This is a genomic window from Streptomyces typhae, assembly GCF_009755605.1.
GTDB classification, from domain to species: domain Bacteria; phylum Actinomycetota; class Actinomycetes; order Streptomycetales; family Streptomycetaceae; genus Streptomyces; species Streptomyces typhae.
Genome location: NZ_WPNZ01000022.1, coordinates 68,139 through 88,569 on the forward strand (window position 1 = coordinate 68,139; position 20,431 = coordinate 88,569).

General features: G+C 71.8%; 10 protein-coding genes. 4 read left to right on the forward strand and 6 right to left on the reverse strand.

Annotated elements, in window-relative coordinates; all coding sequences use genetic code 11:
- Positions 1–32: 32 nt before the first annotated feature.
- Positions 33–335 carry a hypothetical protein gene (locus GPA10_RS31825; RefSeq protein ID WP_157168490.1) on the reverse strand — a complete coding sequence of 101 codons (303 nt, stop codon included), beginning with the start codon at positions 333–335 and terminating at the stop codon, positions 33–35.
- 355 nt (positions 336–690) lie between these two features.
- Here GPA10_RS31825 and GPA10_RS31830 point away from each other — a divergent pair, with 355 nt between their 5' ends.
- Complete coding sequence (locus tag GPA10_RS31830; protein WP_157168491.1) at positions 691–1,635, forward strand: hypothetical protein; 945 nt, start codon at positions 691–693, stop codon at positions 1,633–1,635.
- A 58-nt stretch (positions 1,636–1,693) separates the two neighbouring features.
- On the opposite strand, the gene GPA10_RS31835 is transcribed toward GPA10_RS31830, so the two are convergent.
- Both GPA10_RS31835 and GPA10_RS31840 read right to left on the reverse strand, forming a co-directional pair.
- Positions 1,694–2,638, reverse strand: coding sequence for an NAD(P)/FAD-dependent oxidoreductase (locus GPA10_RS31835; RefSeq protein WP_157168492.1), 945 nt, complete (start codon positions 2,636–2,638; stop codon positions 1,694–1,696).
- Between the two features lie 378 nt (positions 2,639–3,016).
- Entirely contained in the window at positions 3,017–5,395 is a 2,379-nt protein-coding gene (locus tag GPA10_RS31840) for an ATP-binding cassette domain-containing protein (RefSeq protein ID WP_157168493.1), read from the reverse strand.
- A 173-nt stretch (positions 5,396–5,568) separates the two neighbouring features.
- Here GPA10_RS31840 and GPA10_RS31845 point away from each other — a divergent pair, with 173 nt between their 5' ends.
- Together GPA10_RS31845 and GPA10_RS31850 are read left to right on the forward strand one after the other, a co-directional pair.
- Positions 5,569–6,357, forward strand: a complete 789-nt coding sequence (locus tag GPA10_RS31845) for a TioE family transcriptional regulator (protein WP_157168494.1) — start codon at positions 5,569–5,571, stop codon at positions 6,355–6,357.
- A 43-nt stretch (positions 6,358–6,400) separates the two neighbouring features.
- On the forward strand, positions 6,401–8,209 hold the full coding sequence (locus GPA10_RS31850) for a non-ribosomal peptide synthetase (protein ID WP_246260174.1): 1,809 nt from the start codon (positions 6,401–6,403) through the stop codon (positions 8,207–8,209).
- Here GPA10_RS31850 and GPA10_RS31855 read toward each other — a convergent pair.
- Positions 8,179–9,366: a cytochrome P450 gene (locus GPA10_RS31855; protein WP_157168496.1), complete on the reverse strand. Its 1,188-nt coding sequence runs from the start codon at positions 9,364–9,366 to the stop codon at positions 8,179–8,181. The two genes, GPA10_RS31850 and GPA10_RS31855, sit on opposite strands and share 31 nt — an antisense overlap.
- A gap of 197 nt (positions 9,367–9,563) precedes the next feature.
- Between GPA10_RS31855 and GPA10_RS31860 the strand changes: the two genes are divergently transcribed.
- Entirely contained in the window at positions 9,564–10,259 is a 696-nt protein-coding gene (locus tag GPA10_RS31860) for a tryptophan 2,3-dioxygenase family protein (RefSeq protein ID WP_079086039.1), read from the forward strand.
- A gap of 62 nt (positions 10,260–10,321) precedes the next feature.
- Here the strand turns inward: GPA10_RS31860 and GPA10_RS43510 are convergent, their stop codons facing one another.
- Positions 10,322–10,726, reverse strand: coding sequence for a helix-turn-helix domain-containing protein (locus tag GPA10_RS43510; protein ID WP_058846512.1), 405 nt, complete (start codon positions 10,724–10,726; stop codon positions 10,322–10,324).
- A 188-nt stretch (positions 10,727–10,914) separates the two neighbouring features.
- Positions 10,915–20,427 carry a non-ribosomal peptide synthetase gene (locus GPA10_RS31870; RefSeq protein ID WP_246260188.1) on the reverse strand — a complete coding sequence of 3,171 codons (9,513 nt, stop codon included), beginning with the start codon at positions 20,425–20,427 and terminating at the stop codon, positions 10,915–10,917.
- Positions 20,428–20,431: the final 4 nt, after the last annotated feature.

Consider the following 20,431-nt stretch of genomic DNA (forward strand, 5'->3'; position numbering starts at 1 on the left):
CGGAGCATCAACTCGGTCTTGTCCGCCCGCCCTTACCCGTTCTTCCTCCTCTGCCGGTCCCGGCTTCCCGTCAGTTTTCCGAATGACCGTCCGGTCGCTGCGTCGCCCGCTCGTTCATCGGTCGACGCACCGGATTCCTCCGCGCCTTCCGGCTCGAACAAATTATCGGCGGCGTCGGTGAGCTCGTCCGTGGCATCGGCGGCGCCCGGCGACTTTCCCGCCGAGGCCGAAGGACCTTCCGTCGGAGTCACGGACTCCGGCGCCGGTTCCGGGGTTTCGTCCGCCGTGGCCGCAGATTCGGCCGGGGGGTTCTCTGCTTTTTCCTCGCCGCCCATGATCCCTCTCCAGCTCGGCCGTTGACTTTCCCGAGAGTCTCCGATCAGGAGCTGTCGTACAACAGCGTTAAACCAGTCATTCGGCGAGGACCGACGAGCCGCGGGCCCGGCGCGGCACCGGCCCCACCGGGCCGTCCGTGGGGCACGCGAGGGCGGCGACGCAATGATCTTCCCCCCGGCCGCGCCCCGACTCCGCCCCGAGCGCGGCCGGTCGACAATGGCCAGGACACGTATTGCGGCGAATCCCGGCACTGCCGGAGACTCCTGGAGCCAGCAGTCGAGCCGCCCTGCCGCCGGCGCCGCGACGACGAATGGCGGCATGACTCGTTCCCCCACTCACAGATCGGGAAGAGGCGTGGCCACTTTCAACGTGCAAATAACAGCCAGCCAAGAACCCAGTAAGTGCTGGATAACGGCGACCGGGCAGCAGATTCACACGATCACCGACACGGAAAGCAAGGCCTTCGGATTCGACGACTACGACAGGATCAGGCGCGCCTGCGGGAACATCATCGGGGAGGCGCCGGACGAATGGTTCCTGCACAATCCGACCAAACCTCACCCCAACCCGGGCGACCACCGCTACGACAACGCGTACGACGTTTTCGGTTGGTCACCCGTCACGGTCACCCTCAGCCCGACAAAGGCCGAATGGCTGGGCGTCGACGCCAACCCCGTGATCGCGTACCACGTCGAGTGGGACAATGAACTCGACCATCCCGCCACCTATTCCGCGGACATGTCGGTCCTGAAAACCGAGAGCGTCAGCCACACCGTGTCGTCGAGCACCTCGATCGGTGTGGGCACCACCATCGGCTTCAGCGTCGGCATCGAGGGCATCGGGGACGTCTCCAGGGAGGGGAGCTTCAACTTCACCAAGGAGTGGGGCGACGCGTCCACGAACACCCAGGACATCACGGTGGGCGCCAGCGCGCAGGCGTACGACGACGTTCCCGAGCGCTCTATCGAGACCGCCTACCTCTGGTCCAGCCTGGGCAGCGCCCGCTTTCGGGTCACCTATCAGGCCAGTCTCAGCGGCTGGCTCATGACCATCAACAACGACTGGTACGGCGGCCACGGCTACCGCGGCCTCGGCCCCGGCTCCGTCCTCGGGAAGGCGGGGCTCCCCAGTACCGTCACCGTCCAGTACGACCACACCGTGGGCTTCTACTCGGGCGCCCAGGTCGACCTCGCGCCCGGCCCCTACGACCCGAACCACAACCCGCCGTCGGGATCGCTGTCCCGCGCGGTGATTTTCGCGCCGCCGGGGACCGCGGAGCGCGCTCCTGAGCAGGCCTGAGGCACCTCCTCACAGGGAGATCCTCGTGGGTGAGTCCTCGTAGGAGTCGGCCGCCGGTTCAGTGCCGCACAGCACCCATCAGTGCCGCCATGTGAAGGGCGTCGGCGGCCGTGGCACCCGCCGCGGCCGCCACCGTGATCGACTGCTTCCAGCGGTTGGTCAGGTCCCCGGCCGCGTACAGGCCCGGTACGGCGGTGCACTGGGAGTCGTCGACGCCGATGAACCCCGCGTCGTCGACCGCGAGACCCAGTGCGTCGGCCGTCCGCCGCACGAAGGGGTGCTGGCGCTGCCGCGGCGTCCACACCAGCGTCTCCCGCTCCAGGGTGCGGCCGTCGGTGAACTCGATGGCCTTCAGGGCCCCTTGGACGTGGTGCAGGCGGCGGATCGTGCCCGTGACGACGTCGCCGCCCATGCCGCGCGCGGTCTGACGCGCGGTCTCCAGACCGGGCATGGACTCCTCGCAGATCGCGACCGTGTCCTCGCTCCAGGCACGGAAGGCCACGGCGGAGAGCCCGGCGAGCTGCGCGTTGTCGGCGACCGTCGCCCAACGTCCCCCGGCGTTCTCCTCGCCGTGGCAGAACGGGCAGTGGATCACGCTGCGGCCCCAGCAGTCCGCGAAGCCGTCCACGTCGGCCGGGTGCTCGTCGACGACACCGGTCGCGAGGAGCACCGTCCGCGTCTGGAGGGGTTCCCCGCTCTCGCCGCCGAGGACGACCTGGAAGCCCCCGTCAGCCGTGGTGAGCACCTGCTCGACGTCGGCCTCCAGCCGTCGCACGGTGGCGTACCGGGACAGTTCCCGCCAGGCGCGCGCCCGGAACTCGGCGGGCGTGGCACCGTCCAGGCCGACATGGCCGTGCACCCCGGCGGACGCGCTGTTCCGCGGTGCCCGGGGGCTGTCCACGACGGTCACGGGGTGGCGGTATCTGGCCAGGCCGAGGGCAGCGGTCAGCCCGGCGGGACCGGCTCCCACGATGACGGTGGTGTGGTCGGTGGGTGAGGGCATCGAGAGGTCGCCTTCCGTCAGGTCCGTGGAGTCCGGCGGACGGGACGGACACACCCCGTCCGCCGGAATTGTGGACACGGCCACGGTGCCGGCGGGGCCCGGGTGAAAGAGGTGCGCCAGAAGTCGGCGCGCCCCTCCCCCGCCGCCGCGCCGGGCCCCCGCGCGGACGCCTCGCCCGCGCGAACGCCATGCCCACGCGGACGCCCCGCCCCCGTCGCCGGGGGAATGGCGGGGGCGGGGCGCGTTCAGGTGCGTGGCCGGGCCACCCGCGTCCAGGTGCGTGGCCGGGCCACGTCAGCCCTTGACGTACAGGACTCAGTCCTCGACGTACAGGACTCAGTCCTTGACGTACAGGACTCAGCCCTCCACGTACAGGACTCAGCCTTCCACGTACTCGGCGAGATGCTCCCCCGTCAGCGTCGAGCGCGCGGCGACCAGTTCGGACGGAGTGCCCTCGAACACGACCTTGCCGCCGTCGTGTCCGGCGCCGGGGCCGAGGTCGATGATCCAGTCGGCGTGGGCCATCACCGCCTGGTGGTGTTCCACCACGACGACCGACTTGCCCGCGTCCACGAGCCGGTCGAGCAGGGCGAGCAACTGCTCGACGTCGGCCAGGTGCAGGCCGCTGGTCGGCTCGTCGAGGATGTAGACGCTGCCCGTTCCTGCCATGTGCCCCGCGAGCTTGAGGCGTTGCCGCTCGCCGCCGGAGAGCGTGGTGAGGGGCTGGCCCAGGCTGAGATAGCCGAGGCCGACCTCGGCGAGCCGGTCGAGGACGGCACACGCGCTCGGTGTCCGCGCGGGGCCTGCGCGGAAGAACTCGGCGGCCTCGGCCACCGGCATCGCGAACACCTCGCTGATGTCCCGGCCACCGAGCCGGTACGCGAGCACCTCCTCCTGGAACCGCTTCCCCGCGCAGTCCTCGCAGGTGGTGGCGGCCCCAGCCATGATCGCCAGGTCGGTGTAGATGACCCCGGCGCCCTTGCAGGCGGGGCAGGCGCCCTCGGAGTTGGGGCTGAAGAGGGCGGGCTTGACGCCGTTGGCCTTGGCGAACGTCTTGCGGATCGCGTCGAGCATGCCGGTGTAGGTGGCCGGATTGCTGCGCCGGGAGCCCTTGATGGGTGACTGGTCGACCGTGACCACGCCGTCCCGGCCGGCCACCGAGCCCTGGATCAGGGAGCTCTTGCCGGAGCCCGCGACGCCGGTGACGACGGTGAGCACGCCGAGCGGGATGTCCACGTCGACGTCGCGCAGGTTGTGGGAGTTCGCGCCGCGCACCTCCAGGACACCGGTGCGCCGCCGCACCGACGGCTTCACCCGGGCCCGGTCGTCCAGATGCCGTCCGGTGAGGGTCGCGGAGGCGCGCAGGGCGTCGACGGTGCCCTGGAAGACGACCTCGCCGCCCTCGGTGCCCGCGCGCGGCCCGAGGTCGACGACGTGGTCGGCGATCAGGATGGTCTCCGGCTTGTGCTCCACGACGAGCACGGTGTTGCCCTTGTCGCGCAGGCGAAGCAGCAGGTCGTTCATGCGCCGGATGTCGTGCGGGTGCAGGCCGACGGTGGGCTCGTCGAAGACGTACGTGACGTCCGTGAGCGCCGAGCCGAGGTGGCGGACCATCTTGGTGCGCTGCGCCTCACCGCCCGAGAGGGTGCTCGACGACCGGTCGAGCGAGAGGTAGCCGAGGCCCATCTCGACGAAGGAGTCGAGGGTTCCGAGGAGCACCGAGACCAGCGAGACGACCGACGGGTCCCGCAGGCCGCGGACCCAGTCGACGAGGTCGCTGATCTGCATGGCGCAGGCGTCGGCGATGCTGACCCCGTCGATCTTCGCGGACCGGGTGGTCTCGCTCAGCCGGGTGCCGTGGCACTCGGGGCAGGGGGCGAAGGTCACCGCCCGCTCCACGAAGGCGCGGATGTGCGGCTGGAGCGTCTCCTTGTCCTTGGAGAGGAACGACTTCCGCACCCGGGCGAGCAGGCCCTCGTAGGTGGTGTTGATGCCCTTGACCTTGATCTTCACGGGGTCCCGGTGCAGGAAGTCGTGCGTTTCCTGGTCGGTGTAGTCGCGGATCGGCTTGGCGGGGTCGAGGAAGCCGGACTCGGTGAAGGACTGCACGACCCAGCCGTCGGGCTTCCAGCCGGGCACGGTGACCGCGCCGCCGGCGAGGGACTTGGAGTCGTCGTAGAGCTGTGCGGGGTCGATGTCGGTGACGGTGCCCATGCCCTCGCAGCGCAGGCACATGCCGCCGACGACGCTGAACCCCTTCTCGATCCGCTTGCCGTTGACCACCAGGACGCCCGAGGCGTCGGCGGACGCGACGTTGAACGCGAACGCCTTCTGGGTGCCGATGTAGGGCTTGGCGAGCCTGCTGAAGAGGATGCGCAGGAGCGCCCCCGCGTCGGTGGCGGTGCCGACGGTGGAGCGGGCGTGGGCGCCCATCGGCTGCTGGTCGACCAGGATGGCGGTGGTGAGGCCCTCGAGGACTTCCACCTCGGGGCGGGCCAGGGTCGGCATGAAGCCCTGGATGAAGGCGCTGTACGTCTCGTTGATCAGCCGCTGCGACTCGGCGGCGATCGTGTCGAACACCAGGGAACTCTTGCCCGATCCGGAGACTCCGGTGAACACCGTGAGGTGGTGCTTAGGGATGTCGACGCTGACGTCCTTGAGGTTGTTCTCGCGGGCGCCCCGCACCCGGATCAGACCGTGGTTCCCGGCGGCGCGCGGCGCGGGCGGCCGCGTGTCCGTCCCGGTGTCGACCGTCATGGGGTCCCTCCCGCGTATCGCACCCGGCACGCCTTCGTCACACGACGGGGCGACGGATTCCTGGACTTCCCGTTCCTGAACTTCCCGGCTCATATGACTCAAGCGTATACCTGCAAACTCGGTTGAGGCTTTCACGGGAGAGGCCCGGTACTGCTCGGATAAAGTCTCAAACCATGGAGTACCTGCGTCCGTTCGATCTGGCCCGCGAGCACGGCATCTCGACCCAGGCCGTGCGCAACTACGAGCGGGACGGATTCCTGCCCGCGGCCGGCCGCACCCCGTCCGGCTACCGCACCTACACCGCGACCCACGCGACGGCCCTGCGCGCCTATCTCGCCCTCGTCCAGGCGCACGGGTACGCCGTCGGCGGGCAGATCATGCGGGCGCTCAACGCCGGTGAACTCGACGGCGCCCTGACGGCGGTCGACCGCGGCCACGCCCAACTGCTGCGCGACCGGGGCACCCTGGACGCGGTGGGCCGCGCCGTCGAGGACCTGACCTCCGGCACCGCCGCCGCCGAGCACGCCCCGCTCGACGGTGCGCCACTCAGCATCGGCGAGCTCTCCCGCCGTCTCGGCGTGACCCCGGCGACCCTGCGCAACTGGGAGGCGGCGGGCATCCTCGCCCCGGCCCGGGAGCCGGTCACCGGCCACCGCTCGTACGGCTCCCAGGACGTCCGCGACGCCGAACTGACGCATCTGCTCAGGCGCGGCGGCTATCCGCTGGAGCACATCCGCGCGGTGGTCCTCCAGATCCGCACGGCAGGCGGCACCGGGGCGCTGTCCGCGGCCCTCGACGACTGGCGGCGCCGCCTGACCACCCGCGGCGTCGCGATGCTCGACGCGGCCGCCCGGCTCTCGGAGTACCTGGCCCTCGTACCGCGAGATCCCCGGCGCGCGGAGCCGGGCCCGCCTGACAGAGACGGGACGGATTCGCCGGGCGACCAGGACGGACAGGGTTAGATTCGCCGTCGATCAGGGACTCTCCCGAAGGAGCTGATTGCGGTTGGACACGGTAGTGGCACTGTTCGAGTCGACCGTCGCCGAACGGAGCGGAGAGCCCGCCCTCATCGACGAGTCGGGCACGCTCGGGTACGCCGAGGTGAACACCCGGATCAACCGGCTCGCCCGGAGCCTGATCGCCCACGGGGTCGGCCCCGACACCCTGGTCGCCGTCGCGATGCCGAAGTCCGGCGACCTGGTGGTGGCACTCATGGCGGTCCTCAAGGCCGGAGGCGCCTACCTCCCCCTCGACCCCGGCTATCCGGCACAACGCCTGGCGTTCATGCAGTCCGACGCGCGGCCGGTACTGCTGCTCCGGTCGTCCGCGGTGCCGCCCCTCGGCTCGGGTGTGCCGGAACTCGTCGTCGACGAACCGGAGTTCCAGGCCGCGTGCGCCGTGCTGCCGGGGCACGACATCACCGCGCGGGAGCGCCGCGGGGTCCTGCGCCCCGAGCACCTGATGTACGTCATCTACACCTCGGGGTCCACCGGAACGCCCAAGGGGGTCGCCGTGCCGCACGCCGGGGTGCGGGACATGGCGGCCACCCAGGCGGCCGTCCTCGGGGCGGGCCCGGGCGACCGGGTGCTTCAGTGGGCGTCCATCAGCTTCGACGCCGCCTTCTGGGACGTGACTCTGGCGCTGCTGTCCGGCGCGGCCCTGGTGATGGCGTCCGCCGAGGACCTGCTGCCGGGCCGCCCGCTGCGGGACACCCTGCTGAAGCACGACATCACGCACGCCGTGCTGCCCCCGGTCGCGCTCAGCGAGACCGACGCCGAGGACGTCCTGGCCGGTGGCACCGTCATGTCCACGGGCGACAGCTGCACCCCGACGCTGGTGCGCAAGTGGTCTCCCGGGAGGCGGATGTTCAACGGCTACGGCCCGACCGAGGTGACCGTCGGGGCGACGGTCGGCGGGCCGGTGCGGGCCGGCGGTGACGTCGGGATCGGCACGCCGTGGATCGGCAACGAGGTGCGGGTGCTCGACGAGCGGCTGCGTCCGGTGCCGGACGGCGCGGAGGGAGAGCTGTACATCGCGGGCAGCGGTCTCGCCCGCGGCTATCTCGACCGGTTCGCCGCGACGGCGGCGAAGTTCGTGGCCGACCCGTTCGGGCCGCCCGGGAGCCGGATGTACCGCACCGGCGACCGGGGCCGCAGGGAGCGGGACGGTGAGCTGTTCTTCGCGGGCCGGGTGGACGGTCAGGTGAAGCTGCGCGGCTTCCGCGTCGAACTCGGCGAGATCGAGACCCGGCTCGCCTCTCACCCCGCGGTGGACGTCGCCGTCGCGGTGGTCCGGGGCGAGCTGGCCGACGCGCACGTCGTCGGGTACGTCACCGCCACCGCGCCGGTCGAGCCCGGTGCCCTGCGTGCCCACGTCGCCGGGGCGCTGCCCGCGCACATGGTGCCGGCCCGGGTCCAGGTGCTCGAACGGTTCCCGACCCTGGCGAACGGGAAGATCGACCGGGCGGCGCTCCCGGTCGCCCCGCCGGCGGACGCGGCGGTGGACCGCCCGGAGGCGGACACCGCCCGGCAGCGGGTCGCCGCCGGGGAGCCCGGGGCGGCCGGGGCGGAAGGCTGCGCGGCCGAGGTCTGCGCGATCGTACGGGACGTCCTCGGCATTCCGGAGGCGGGGCTCGGGGACAACTTCTTCGGGCTCGGCGGGCATTCGGTGCAGGCGACCAGGCTGGCCACCCGGATCCGGGAGCGGTTCGAGGTCGCCCTGCCGATCCGGGCCGTCCTGGAGGCGGCGACGATCGGTGATCTGGCCGCGGCCGTCGAGGACCGTCAGCGGAAGGCGACAGGCAGGCTGCTGTAGCCGTTCAGGAAGGTGGAGTAGATCGGGGTGGGCGGGCCGCACACCTCGATCTCGTCGACCGTCTCGACGAGCGCGGCAAGGAGGGCGCGCAGCTCGGCCCGGCCGAGGAAGGCACCGACGCAGAAGTGCGGGCCGTGGCCGAACGACAGGTGCTTGTTGGGCGAGCGGGTGAGGTCGAAGCGGCGCGGCCGGTCGAACACCTCCTCGTCGTTGTTGGCCGAGGTGTTCCACAGCGTCACGATGTCGCCCGCGCGCACGTGTCGGCCGCCGATCTCCAGGTCGCGGGTCGCGGTGCGCGCGAAGTGCCGTGCGGGCGTGGCCCAGCGCAGTACTTCCTCCACGGCCCCGTCGATGCCCGCCGATCCCGCGCGCAGCGCCCGCCACTGCTCGGGGTGTTCGGCGAGTGTCTTGACCGCGCAGATCGCGGACACCCGGGAGGACTCGTCGCCGCCGAGCACGAGGCTGTAGCAGTTGAGCGCGACCTCCTCAAGGGTCAGCGGTCCCTCGCCGACGCGCGCTGTCGCGATCATGCTGACGACGTCGTCGCCGGGGTCGCGGCGGCGCTGCCGGGCGAGGTCCATGAAGTAGCCGACGATCTCGTTGCGGGCCTCCAGGGAGTCCAGCGGGTCGGCTTCCGCGTCCTCCGAGGAGAGCGCCAGCTTGTTCCAGCGCAGCAGCTTCTCGCGGTCCGCCTCCGGGATGGAGAGCAGATCGCAGATGGTGTTCATCGGGATGTGCTCGGCGACCTCCGTCGCGAAGTCGAAGGTGCCCCGCCGGGCGACACGCGCGACGAGCCGCGACGCCCGTGCCCGCACCCCGCTCTCGACCGCGCCGAGCACCCGCGGCGAGAAGGCCCGCAGCATCAGGTTGCGCAGTTCGCGGTGGCGCGGCCGGTCGGTGACCGCGAGCATCTTGCCGCCGGCCGAGTCACCGCCGTTCAGGAGCACGTCGAGGACGGTCCCGCGGGCCGAGCTCAGCGAGGCCGCGTCGGCGTAGCAGGCCAGTACGTCGGCGTGGCGGGCGACGACCCAGAATCCGGGGTTCCCGTCGTGCCAGTACACGGGCCGGGACATCCGCACTTCGCGCCAGAACTCGTGCGCGTCGTGCCGTACGAAGGCGGCGGCGTCGGTCAGGTCAAGGTCGGTACGGATGGTCATGCCGGAATCGTGACAACCGCGGCGGGGCTGCCGCGGATTTCTTACCCAGGTCTTTCTCCGGAATGTGACGTGAATGAGAGAGGAAAGATTGCAGATCAGCCCGTTGCCTTCCGTGACATGCTCCGGAATACGGTCGCTGGACCCACCGGAATTACCGGTGGTCGCCGACCGGACACCCCCGACGAGGAGGCGGCGTCTTGAGCACTCTGACGTATGCGGACTATCTCCGGATGGAGACTCTGCTTTCGCTGCAGGAGCCGCGGACTCCATCCGCCGCAGGCCGAGCCGTGGTGCTGGCCGAGCAGTTCTTCATCATCACCCACCAGTCCTGCGAACTGTGGCTGAAGCAGCTCGGGGCGGACCTGGACGCCGCCGCCGAGGCTCTCGTGCCGCCCGGCGATCCGCACGATCTGGAGCTGGGCCTCGAATTCCTGCTGCGGTCCTGCGAGTTGCTGAAGGTCCTGAAGGAGCAGGTACTCGTCCTCGAGAAACTGCCGCTGCGCTATTTCGCGGACTTCCGGCCCCGCCTGGACACGGCGAGCGGCGCGCAGTCGGCGCAGTTCCGGCGGCTGACGGTGCTCCTCGGCAACGAGCACCATCCGGGAAGTCTGTACGAGGCGTTCGCGGCCGCGACCGAATACCACGGGCTCTCGGTGGACGAGGTGTGCCGGCGCGGGGTGGAGGCGGGAGTCCTGCACCGCCTCGCGGAGGCGCTCGTCGACATGGGGAACGGGTACTGGCACTGGAAAGTGGCGCACCTCGCCCTGGTGTCCAAGATGGTCGGGGAACAGGGCGGCACCGGCAGGTCGAGCGGGGTGGACTTCCTCGCACGGCGCGTCACCAGGCCCTTCCCCGAACTGCGTCGGCTGCGCGGGAAGGTGCACCACTCCTAGGTTCTGTCCGAACTCCAAGGGTCTGTCCGCGATGTCGAACAGACCCTGGCGTCTGACGTCGGCTAGCCGACGTCGGTCTCCAGCACATAGCCACGGCCCCAGGCCGTACGGATGACGAGGTCGATCCGGGACAGACGCCGGCGGAGCCGCATGATGTGGAGGTCGAGCGAATTTCGCGTCGGCCTCTGCACGCGTTCCGCCAGGCGTTGGGTGAGTTCGTGCCGGTACACCACCTCCCCGAAGTGCTCGATGAGCAACTCCATCAATTCGGTCTGGACGTTCGAGATAGTGATCGAATGCGGGCCGAAACACAGCGTTCCGGCCGAGTCGAGGGTCGGGACCTGACGGCTGTCGAGCCGGTTCTGGAGCGCCCTGACGCGGGCGTCCAGATCGTCGCGGGAAATGGGTGCGCGGACCCAGTCCTCGAAGGGATCGTTGCAGATCGGCGGACGGGCACCCCCCTCCACAACAAGGAGGCGGGGTACACCGTCCCTCTTACATCGGTTCCTTAAGTCCACCTGTGCCGGCCAACGGACAAACATGACATCTTTGTTGATGCCTCCCACAGCACACGCCTCCCCGTCACCACGCATGTCCGGTCAGTGTCTTCGTATGCCGACGACGTTCCGCGGGGAACGGTCCTGGCTGGTCTTCCTCACTCATCTCCTCCGGTTCTCTTCGCACCGTTCGGGGTCGAATCGGTGGGGCTGCCCGTCCGCAGAACGCGGTTGAGGGTGCGGCTGATCTCCGCAACATTCCGCGGCCAGTACATTTCGTTGTGCGCGCACGCGATGTCGACGCGCTGCACACGTCCGTCGACGTGCTCCTGCCAGAGCACCTCCAGTTCCTCCTCCAACTCCCGCTTGTCGTGGGTCTCCGGGTCGAGGAGCGCGTTGAAGAAGACGATGTCCCCGCGAAAGCGCGGGGAGGTGAACCGCCGCATCTGCTCCATCTGTCCGACGAAGATGGAGGAGGCGGTGGCCACCAGGGACGGGTACTCCTCCATCCCGGCCAGATGTCCCATGTAGTTGGCGAGGAAGCGCCGGACCATCGCCTCGTCCAGGGCCTCCAGGTCGGCGAAGTGGCGGGACGGCGCCGCGTCGAGCAGCGCGAGGAGCGCCACCTCGTGCCCCCTGCGCTGGAGCTCGGCGGCCATGGCGTGCGCCAGGGTGCCGCCGAAGGACCAGCCGAGGAGGTGGTAGGGGCCGCTCGGCTGGACCTCGAGGACCTGCTGGAGGTAGTCCTCGACCATCTCGTCGATGGACGCGGCCGGCGGTGTCGTCCCGTCGAAGCCGCGCGCCTGGATGCCGTACATCGGCCAGTCCCGCTCCACCTGACGGGCGAAGCCGAGGTAGGGCCAGCTCAGCCCGCCGCCGGGGTGCAGCCACCACAGCGGGGGGCGGGAGCCCTCGGTGCGGATCGGCAGGAGCACGGCGAACGGGTCCTCGAAGGCGGTGTCGGTGTCGGCGGACATCTGCACCGCGAGCTCGGCCACGGTCGGGTACTGGAACACCGTGCGGATGGGGACGTCCACGCCCAGTTCCTCGTGGATCCGCCAGACCAGGCGGGTCAGCCGCAGGGAGTGGCCGCCGCTGGCGAAGAAGTCGTCGTCGACGCCGATCCGGTCCAGGCCGAGGACCTCGGCGAACAGTGCGGCCAGCTCCTCCTCGCGCGGGGTGCGCGGGGCTTGGTAGTCGCCGCCGCCCGGCGCGTCCGGCGCGGGCAGCGCGGCCCGGTCCACCTTGCCGTTCTCGGTGAGCGGCAGCCGGTCCAGGACGACGATCTCGCCGGGCATCATGAACTCCGGCAGGCGGCGCGCGAGCCGTTCGCGGAGCACGGAGGGCAACTTGGAGACGCGCCGGGACACCGCGGGAACGTTCGTCTGCCGGGCCGAGGGCGCTCCGGCGGGGCGGTAGACACCGTCGCAGCAGACCGCGTCGACGTCGGGCAGCACGGCCGCCTCGAAGCAGTCGCCCGCCTGTGCCGACCAGGTGCAGTACACGGCGATGCCCCGCCGGGCGCCCCACTCCTCCAGGTCCGCGGGGTCCAGGGCGTTGCCCAGTTCGGCGGTGGCGCCCCACTCGGCGGCCTCGCCGGCCAGGCGGGCGTTGGGGATCCGGGTCAGGCGCAGGCCGCCGCCGTGCCGGGCCAGGGCGGCCTCCAGGCCGTCGAGGCCGCGGACCTCGGCCCCCCACACCGCCTCGGGCAGCTCGCCGAGGTGCAGCGGGGCGGCGGGCGCCTTGTGCAGGACCACCTCGTAGCGGTGGCGGGTCAGTTCGTTGTGGTGGGTGCCCTGCTTGAGGCGGATGTCGGTGGCGACGGCGTCCGGCCGTGCCGCGGCCCAGCGGACGAAGAAGCCGGGATCGGCGAGGAGTTCCTTCTCGCCGAGCACCGCGCGTTCGACGGCGGCCTGTACGGCGGCGGGGCCGTCGTCGGGCTTGCGGCAGCGGTGCACGGCGGCACTGAACGCCCGCAGGGTGCGGTGGTTGCGGACGTCGCCGATCAGGACGCGGCCGCCGGGGGCGAGCCGGTCCATGGCGAGGTCGAGGACCCGGGTGAGGTAGTCGGCGTCGGGGAAGTACTGCACGACCGAGTTGAGGACGACCGTGTCGAAGTGGCCCGCGGGCAGTCCTTCGGGGTCGTCGGCGGACTGGCAGCGCAGGGTCACCCGGCCCGCGAGCCGGGGGTCGGCGCCGGTCTGGGCGCGCAGCCGCTCGACGACGGGCGCCGAGAAGTCGGTGCCCCAGTACTCCTCGGTCTCCGGTGCGAGCGGGCCGAGGAGGAGACCGGAGCCGACGCCGATCTCCAGGACCCGGCGCGGGCGCAGCGCGCGCAGCCGCCGCAGCACGGCCTCGCGCCAGTCCCGCATCTCGGGCAGCGGGATGGGGTCGCCGGTGTAGGAGCTGTTCCAGCCGGTGAAGTCCTCGCCGACTCCGCCGGCTTCGACGGTCGTGCCGCCGTACATGGTGTCGTAGATCTCGCGCCACTCGCCGATCTGCTCGGCGGCGTCGCGGCCGGTGGAGGCGGAGCCGTCGGGCACCACGTAGGCGACCATGCCGCGGTCGCCGAGGCGGTCGCGGCGCACGGCGACCACGGCGTTGGCCACGCCGTCCTGGTCGCGCAGGACCGTCTCCAGCTCGCCCGGCTCGACGCGGAAGCCGCGCAGCTTGAACTGGTCGTCGCTGCGGCCGACGTAGTGGAGCTGCCCGGCGGCGTCCCAGCGCACCAGGTCACCGGTGCGGTACGCGCGCGATCCGGGCCGTCCGGAGGGGTCCGGCACGAACCGTGCGGCGGTCAGGCCAGGGCGCCCCGCGTAGCCGCGGGCCACGCCGTCGCCGCCGATGTACAGCTCGCCCACGACACCGGGCGGCACGGGCCGCAGCCGGTCGTCGAGGACGAGGAGGCGGCTGCCGTCCATGGGGGTGCCGATGGGCAGCGGGTCGGCGCACAGGGCCGCGCCGGTCACCCGGTGCCGGGAGGCGAAGGTGGTGGTCTCGGTCGGGCCGTAGCCGTTGACCACGGTCGTGCCGGGACAGGCGTCGAGCACCGCGCGGACGGCGGTCGGCGAGAGCACGTCGCCGCCCGCCCACACCTCCCGCACGGCGCCGAAGCACGCGGCGTGCTGCTCGGCCATGACGGCGAAGAGTCCCGCGGTCAGCCAGACACCGGTGACCTCCCGCTCGGCGATGGTCCGGGCGAGTTCCGCGGTGTCCGGCCGTCCGGCGCGGGCGACGACCACCGTGCCGCCGCCGAGGAGCGGTGCCCACATCTCGTACGTCGACGCGTCGAAGGTGTGCGGTGAGTGCAGCAGGACGCGGTGGTGGGCGTCGGTGGTGAAGCAGGAGTCGAGGGCGAGGTCGAGCACGTTGCGGTGGGTCACCTCGACGCCCTTGGGGCGGCCGGTGGAGCCGGAGGTGTACATCACGTAGGCCGCGGCGTGCTCGCCGGTGTCCGCGGCGTCCGGGGGTGTGCCGGGCAGGCCGTCGACGTCCTCGTCGGCGAGGCTCTCGTCCACGGTGAGCGCCGGGTCGAGGTCGGCGAGCAGGAAGTCGACGCGCTCGGGCGGGTGTGTGGGGTCGACGGGCACATAGGTGGCGCCCGCCTTCAGGACGCCGAGGACGGCGGCGACCAGGAGCGGGGAGCGTTCCAGGACGAGTGCGACCCGGCTGTGGGGGTGCGCGCCGCGGGCCCGGAAGTGGTGGGCGAGGCGGTTGGCCCAGCGGTCGAGTTCGGCGTAGGTCCAGGTGCGGGCGGCGTCCGCGGTGACGAGCGCGACGGCGTCCGGGGTCGCGGCCGCGGTGGCGGCGAATCGTTCGTGCAGCGTGCCGGACACGAACCGGTCGTCGCGGCCCCGGCCGCTCCAGCGGGTCAGCGCGGCGCGCTCGTGCCCGGCGAGCACGTCCACCGCGCCGATGGGCGCGTCGGGGGCGGCGACCACCTGGCGCAGGAGGTGCAGCCAGCGGTCGAGGAGGGCGGTGACCGTGGAGGCGTCGAACAGCTCCGTGGCGTACTCGGCGAAGCCCTCGATGCGCGCGGGCGCACCGGTGCCGTCGTCGTCGTGTTCGGTGAGGCTGATGAAGAGGTCGAAGCGCGAGGTGCCGAGGGCGAACGGCTCCTCGGTCACGGCGAGGCCGGGCAGGTCGAATGCGGGCCGCGCGTTGTTCTGGAGCGCGAGGCACACCTGGAACAGCGGGTGGTGGGCGGGTGAGCGGGTCGGGTTGAGGACCTCGACAAGGTGCTCGAACGGGATGTCCTGGTGGTCGTAGGCGGCCAGGCTGCTCTCGCGGACCCGGCCGACGAGCTCGGTGAACGCGGGGTCGCCGGAAGTGTCGGCGCGCAGCACCCAGGTGTTGACGAAGAAGCCGACGAGCCGGCCGAGCGCCTCGTCGGTGCGCCCGGCGATGGGCGAGCCGATCGGTACGTCCGTGCCCGCGCCGAGCCTGGTGAGCAGCGCGGCGAGGGCGGCCTGGAGCACCATCGAGACGGTGGCGCCGTGTTCCTGGGCCAGTCGCCGCACCCCGTCGGTGAGCTGCGGGTCGAGGGCGAGCGGGAGTGTGTCCCCGGCGTACGAGGCGACGGCGGGCCGGGGCCTGTCGGCGGGCGGTGTGACGGTCTCGGGGAGGCCGGCGAGCTGGGTGGACCAGTAGTCGAGCTGGCGCCGGTAGCGGCTGCCCGGGGTGGCGTCGTCGCCGAGGAGTTCCCGCTGCCAGAGCGTGTAGTCGGCGTACTGCACGGGCAGCGGCTCCCAGCCGGGTGCCCGGTCGGCGCGGCGGGCCTCGTACGCGGTGGTGAGGTCCTGGGCGAGCGGCAGGGCCGACCAGCCGTCGGCGGCGATGTGGTGGGCGCCGATGAGGAACACCGCGTCGTGCTCGCCGGTGCGCAGGAGCCAGGACCGGAAGGGGATCTCGGCGGACAGGTCGAACGGGCGGCGTGCCGCCTCCCGCAGGACGCCGGGCAGTTCGGCCTCGGTGACCTCGCGCTCCTGCCAGGGCACGGTGACCGCCACCGGTTCCAGGATCCGCTGGTAGGGCTGTCCGTCCGCCTCTCCGAAGACGGTGCGCAGCGACTCGTGCCGTACCACGACGTCGTGCACGGCGCGGCGCAGCGCCGCCGCGTCGATGTCGCCGCGCAGGCGCAGGGCCAGGGCGATGTTGTAGGTCGCCGAGGGCCCCTCGAAGCGGTGGATGAACCACAGCCGCTGCTGGGCGTACGACAGGGGCAGCCGCTCGGGCCGCTCCTGGGGTTCGAGGGCGGGGCGGACGTCGCTCAGGCCGGTCAGGCAGTCCGCGAGTTCGGCGACGGTGGGCGACTGGAAGACGACCCGGATGGGGATCTCCACGCCGTGCTCGCCGCGGATGCGGCTGACGAGGCGGGTGGCGAGCAGCGAGTGGCCGCCGATGGCGAAGAAGTTGTCGTCCACGCCGACCCGGTCGAGCCCGAGCACCGCGGCGAACAGCGCGCACAGCGACTCCTCCACCGCGGTGGCGGGTGCCCGGCCCGCGCCGGCGGTGTAGTCGGGGGCGGGCAGGGCGCGGCGGTCGGGCTTGCCGTTGTCGGTGAGCGGCACGGTGGCGATGGGCACGATGGCCGCGGGGACCATGTACTCGGGCAGGGACTCGCGCAGATGGCCGCGCAGGGCGGGCAGCAGCGCGGTGACGGCCGCCGCGGCCGCGGGGTCGTTGGCCCGGGGGCGTTCGTCCGCGGCGGCCCGGCAGGTGCCGGTGAGCGCGGTGTCCGCCGGGGTGTCACGGAACAGGACGACGTCGAGGAGGTCGACGGCGTCGGGCGAGAAGGTGGGGACCGCCTCCCAGCCGTGCCGGGCGGCCCAGGCGTCGATCGCGGCGGGGTCCAGCGGCGGCAGCGTCGGCGGCGCCGAGTCGTCGAGCCCCAGGGCGCGGGCGGCCGCGGCCTCCTCGGTCAGGCGGGCGTTGGGGACCCCGGTGATCCGCGAGACGGGCGCGGCGGCCGCGCGCACGAGGTCGGCGAGCCGGTCCAGGTCGCCGTCCCAGGCCAGGGTGGGGAGGTCCCCGAGCGGGCGCGGCCCGTCCTGCGGGGCCGTGCCCGGCTTGTGCAGCACGACTTCGTAGCGGTGCCGGGTCAGTTCGTTGTGGTGGGTGCCTTCCTTGACGCGTACGTCGGTGCCCGCCGCGCCGGTCCGCCGCGCCCAGCCGAGGAACCACTCGGGGTCGACGACCAGTTCCTTCTCCAGGAGTACGGCCTGTTCCACCGTGGTGCGCAGGACGTCCGGTGTCGCGTCGGGGTGCTTGGTTCCCTGGACGCCCGTCTGCAGCGTGGGCAGGGAGCGGGCGCGCCGCAGGTCGCCGAGGACGATCCGGCCGCCCGGCGCGAGCAGTTCCCAGGCGCCGTCCAGGACCCGGGTGAGGTAGTGCTCGTCCGGGAAGTACTGCACGACCGAGTTGAGCAGCACGGTGTCGAAGCCGCCCCGGGGCAGTCCGGTGACGTCGTCGGCCGCCTGGTGGCGCAGGTGTACGCGGTCGCCGAGGCCGGCCAGGCCGACCTGGTCGCGGAGCCGGTCGACCGCGGCCCGGGAGAAGTCGGTGGCCCAGTACGCGTCGACGTGTCCGGCGAGGTGGGCCAGCAGCAGGCCGGAGCCGGTGCCGAGTTCGAGGACGCGCCGCGGCGCGTGCCGCAGGACGCTCGCGACGGCGGCGTCGCGCCACGCCCGCATCTCGTCCAGGGGGATCGGCTCCCCGGTGCAGGAGCTGTTCCAGCCGGTGAAGTCCTCGCCGAAGCCGTGGCCGCCGTCGTCGGCGTACGCCTGGTCGTAGACCTCCTGCCACTCGGTGACCTGGTCGTCGCTGCCGCCGGCGGGCACGGGGGCGGCGGGGTCGGGGACGACGTAGGCGACCAGGCGCAGGTCGCCGGGCCGGTCCTCGCGGGCGGTGACGATGGCCTGGCGTACGGCCGGGTGGCGGACCAGGGTGTGCTCGATCTCGCCGGGTTCGACGCGGAAGCCGCGCAGCTTGACCTGGTTGTCGGCGCGGCCGAGGAAGCAGATGTTGCCGTCGGGGAAGAAGCTCGCGCGGTCGCCGGTGCGGTAGAGCCGGTCGCCGGGCCGCGCGCTGAACGGGTCCTCGACGAAGCGTTCCGCGGTCAGCTCGGGCCGGTTGACGTATCCGACGCACAGGACGTCACCGCCGATGTACAGGTCGCCCTCGACGCCGACGGGACACGGTTCCATGTCCTCGTCGAGCACGTAGTAGCGGGCGTTGTCGATGGGCTTGCCGTAGGGGATGCTGCGCCAGGACGGGTCGATCTCGCGGACCCGGAAGTAGTTGGACCACACCGTCGCCTCGGTCGCGCCGCCGAGGCTGACGATCTCGGCGCCGGTGAACACCCTGCGCACCTCGTCGGGCAGGGACAGCGGGGTGTAGTCGCCGGAGAGGAACACCAGGCGCAGGTTGCCGGTCCCCGAGTACGCGTGGTCGTCGGCGAACTGGGACGCGACCTGGTTGAGGGTGGTGGGCACCGAGTCCCAGTAGGTGATCGGCTCGGTGAGCAGGATGTCGAGCAGGAGCTGGGGGTCGCGCTGCTGGACGGCGTCCGCGACGTACAGGCCACCACCGCAGCCGAGCAGGCCGAAGATGTCGAAGACGGAGAGGTCGAAGCCGAGCGAGGTGACGCACAGGGCGACGTCGTCGGGGCCGAACGCGAAGGTGCGGTGGCACCAGTCGAGCAGGTTGAGCACCGGTCGGTGGGTGACGGCGACGCCCTTGGGCTTTCCGGTGGAGCCGGAGGTGAAGATGATGTACGCGGTGGTGTCGGGGCCCGCGGTGGGCTCCGGGTTGTGGTCGGCACCGGCGGTACCCGGGACCCGGTCGGCGTCGGCGGCCGCGCCCGACGCGCCGTCGGTGGCGGACGGCGCCGCGTCGGTGACCTCGGCCAGCGCGACCCCGTCCGGCACGCCCCAGCGCTCGGTGTCCGGCGAGGACAGGACGAGGGCGCAGCCCGCGTCGGCGAGCATCCCGGCCACGCGGTCGGCGGGCAGGGACGGCTCCAGGGGCAGATAGGCGCCGCCCGCCTTGAGCACGCCGAAGACGGCGGCGATCATGGCCGGGCCGCGGCGGATGCCGATGCCGACGACGGTCTCGGGGCCGACACCGCGTTCCTTGAGGTCCCAGGCGATGCGGTTCGCCCACCGGTTCAGCTCGCCGTAGGTGAGGGTGCCGCCACCGGACCAGCGCAGGGCGATCGCGTCGGGGCGGCGGGCGGCCTGCTCCTCGAACAGCAGGTGGACGGGTCCGGGACAGGGGAAGGCGCGGGCGGTGTCGTTCCACTCGACGAGGATCTTCCGGCGCTCGGCGTCGTCGAGCCGGGCCCCGGACCCGCCCCCGTCCGGGACGCCGACGACGGCGTCCGGGTCGGCCACGACCTCGGCGACGACCGCGACGAACCGGGCCGCGATCTCCGCCACCGTGGAGCGGTCGAAGAGGTCGGTGGCGTACTCGATCTCACCCACGGCCGAGCCGGTGGCCTCGTCCGGCGCCAGGTTGAAGAACAGGTCGAACTTCGCGCTGTGGGTGGGCAGCGGCTCCATCGTCACCGAGAGGCCGGGCAGGTCCAATTGCGGCGGGGTGTTGTTCTGCCACGCCAACACCACCTGGAACAGCGGATGGTGTGCCGTCGACCGCTCGGGCCGCAGCAACTCCACCAGCCGCTCGAAGGGCACGTCCTGATGGTCATAGGCAGCAATCGCTTTCTGCCGGACCTCTTCGAGTACCCCTGCGAAGGTTCGTTCCGAATGCAACTTCAAGCGCAACGCCCAGGTATTGACAAAGAATCCCACCAGATCATTCAGTGCCTCGTCCGTACGGCCCGCGATGGGCGAGCCGATTGTTACATCTTCTTCCCCGCCGAGGCGATGCAACAACATCGCCAGAGCAGATTGCAGGACCATCGACACCGTGACGCCCCGAGCCTGTGCCAGCGCCTCGACCTCGGCGAACAGGGAATCAGAGAGACCGACCGGTACGGTTTCGCCGCGGAAGCTCGCGACCGCGGGACGCGGTCGGTCCAACGGCAGCGGAAAGGGCCGGGAAATTCCCGCCAATTCCTCGCGCCAATAACCGGTCTGGACCGAGACGACGCTGTCCGGGTCGTTCTCGTCGCCGAGGAGTTCCTGCTGCCACAACGCGTAGTCGGAGTACTGCACGCGCAGTTCCGGCCAGTCGGGTGCGGTCCCCGTCACACGGGCCCGATAAGCGGACGACACGTCACGGGCGAGCGGCGCGAGGGAGCCGCCGTCACCGGCGATGTGGTGAATCACCAGGACCACGAGGAATTCCTCGTCGGCGCAGCGCAGGACGCACCCGCGCAGCGGCACGTCGGCCGCCAGGTCGAACCAGCTGCCGGTCACCGACGCGATCACACCGGGCACACGCTCGGGTGCGACGCGGCCCCAGTCGGTCCAGGGAAGCTCCAGGGCCGCAGGGTCGAGGATGCGCTGGAACGGTTGGCCGTCGACCTCGCCGAACACCGTGCGCAGCACTTCGTGACGTGCCATCACGTCCTGGAACGCGGCTCGCAGCGCGGCCGTGTCGAGCGGGCCGTGGCAGCGCAGCAGGAGCGGGATGTTGTAGGTGGCGGAGGGGCCTTCGAAGCGGTTGATGAACCACATCCGCCGCTGCGCGTACGACAGGGGAATCATGATG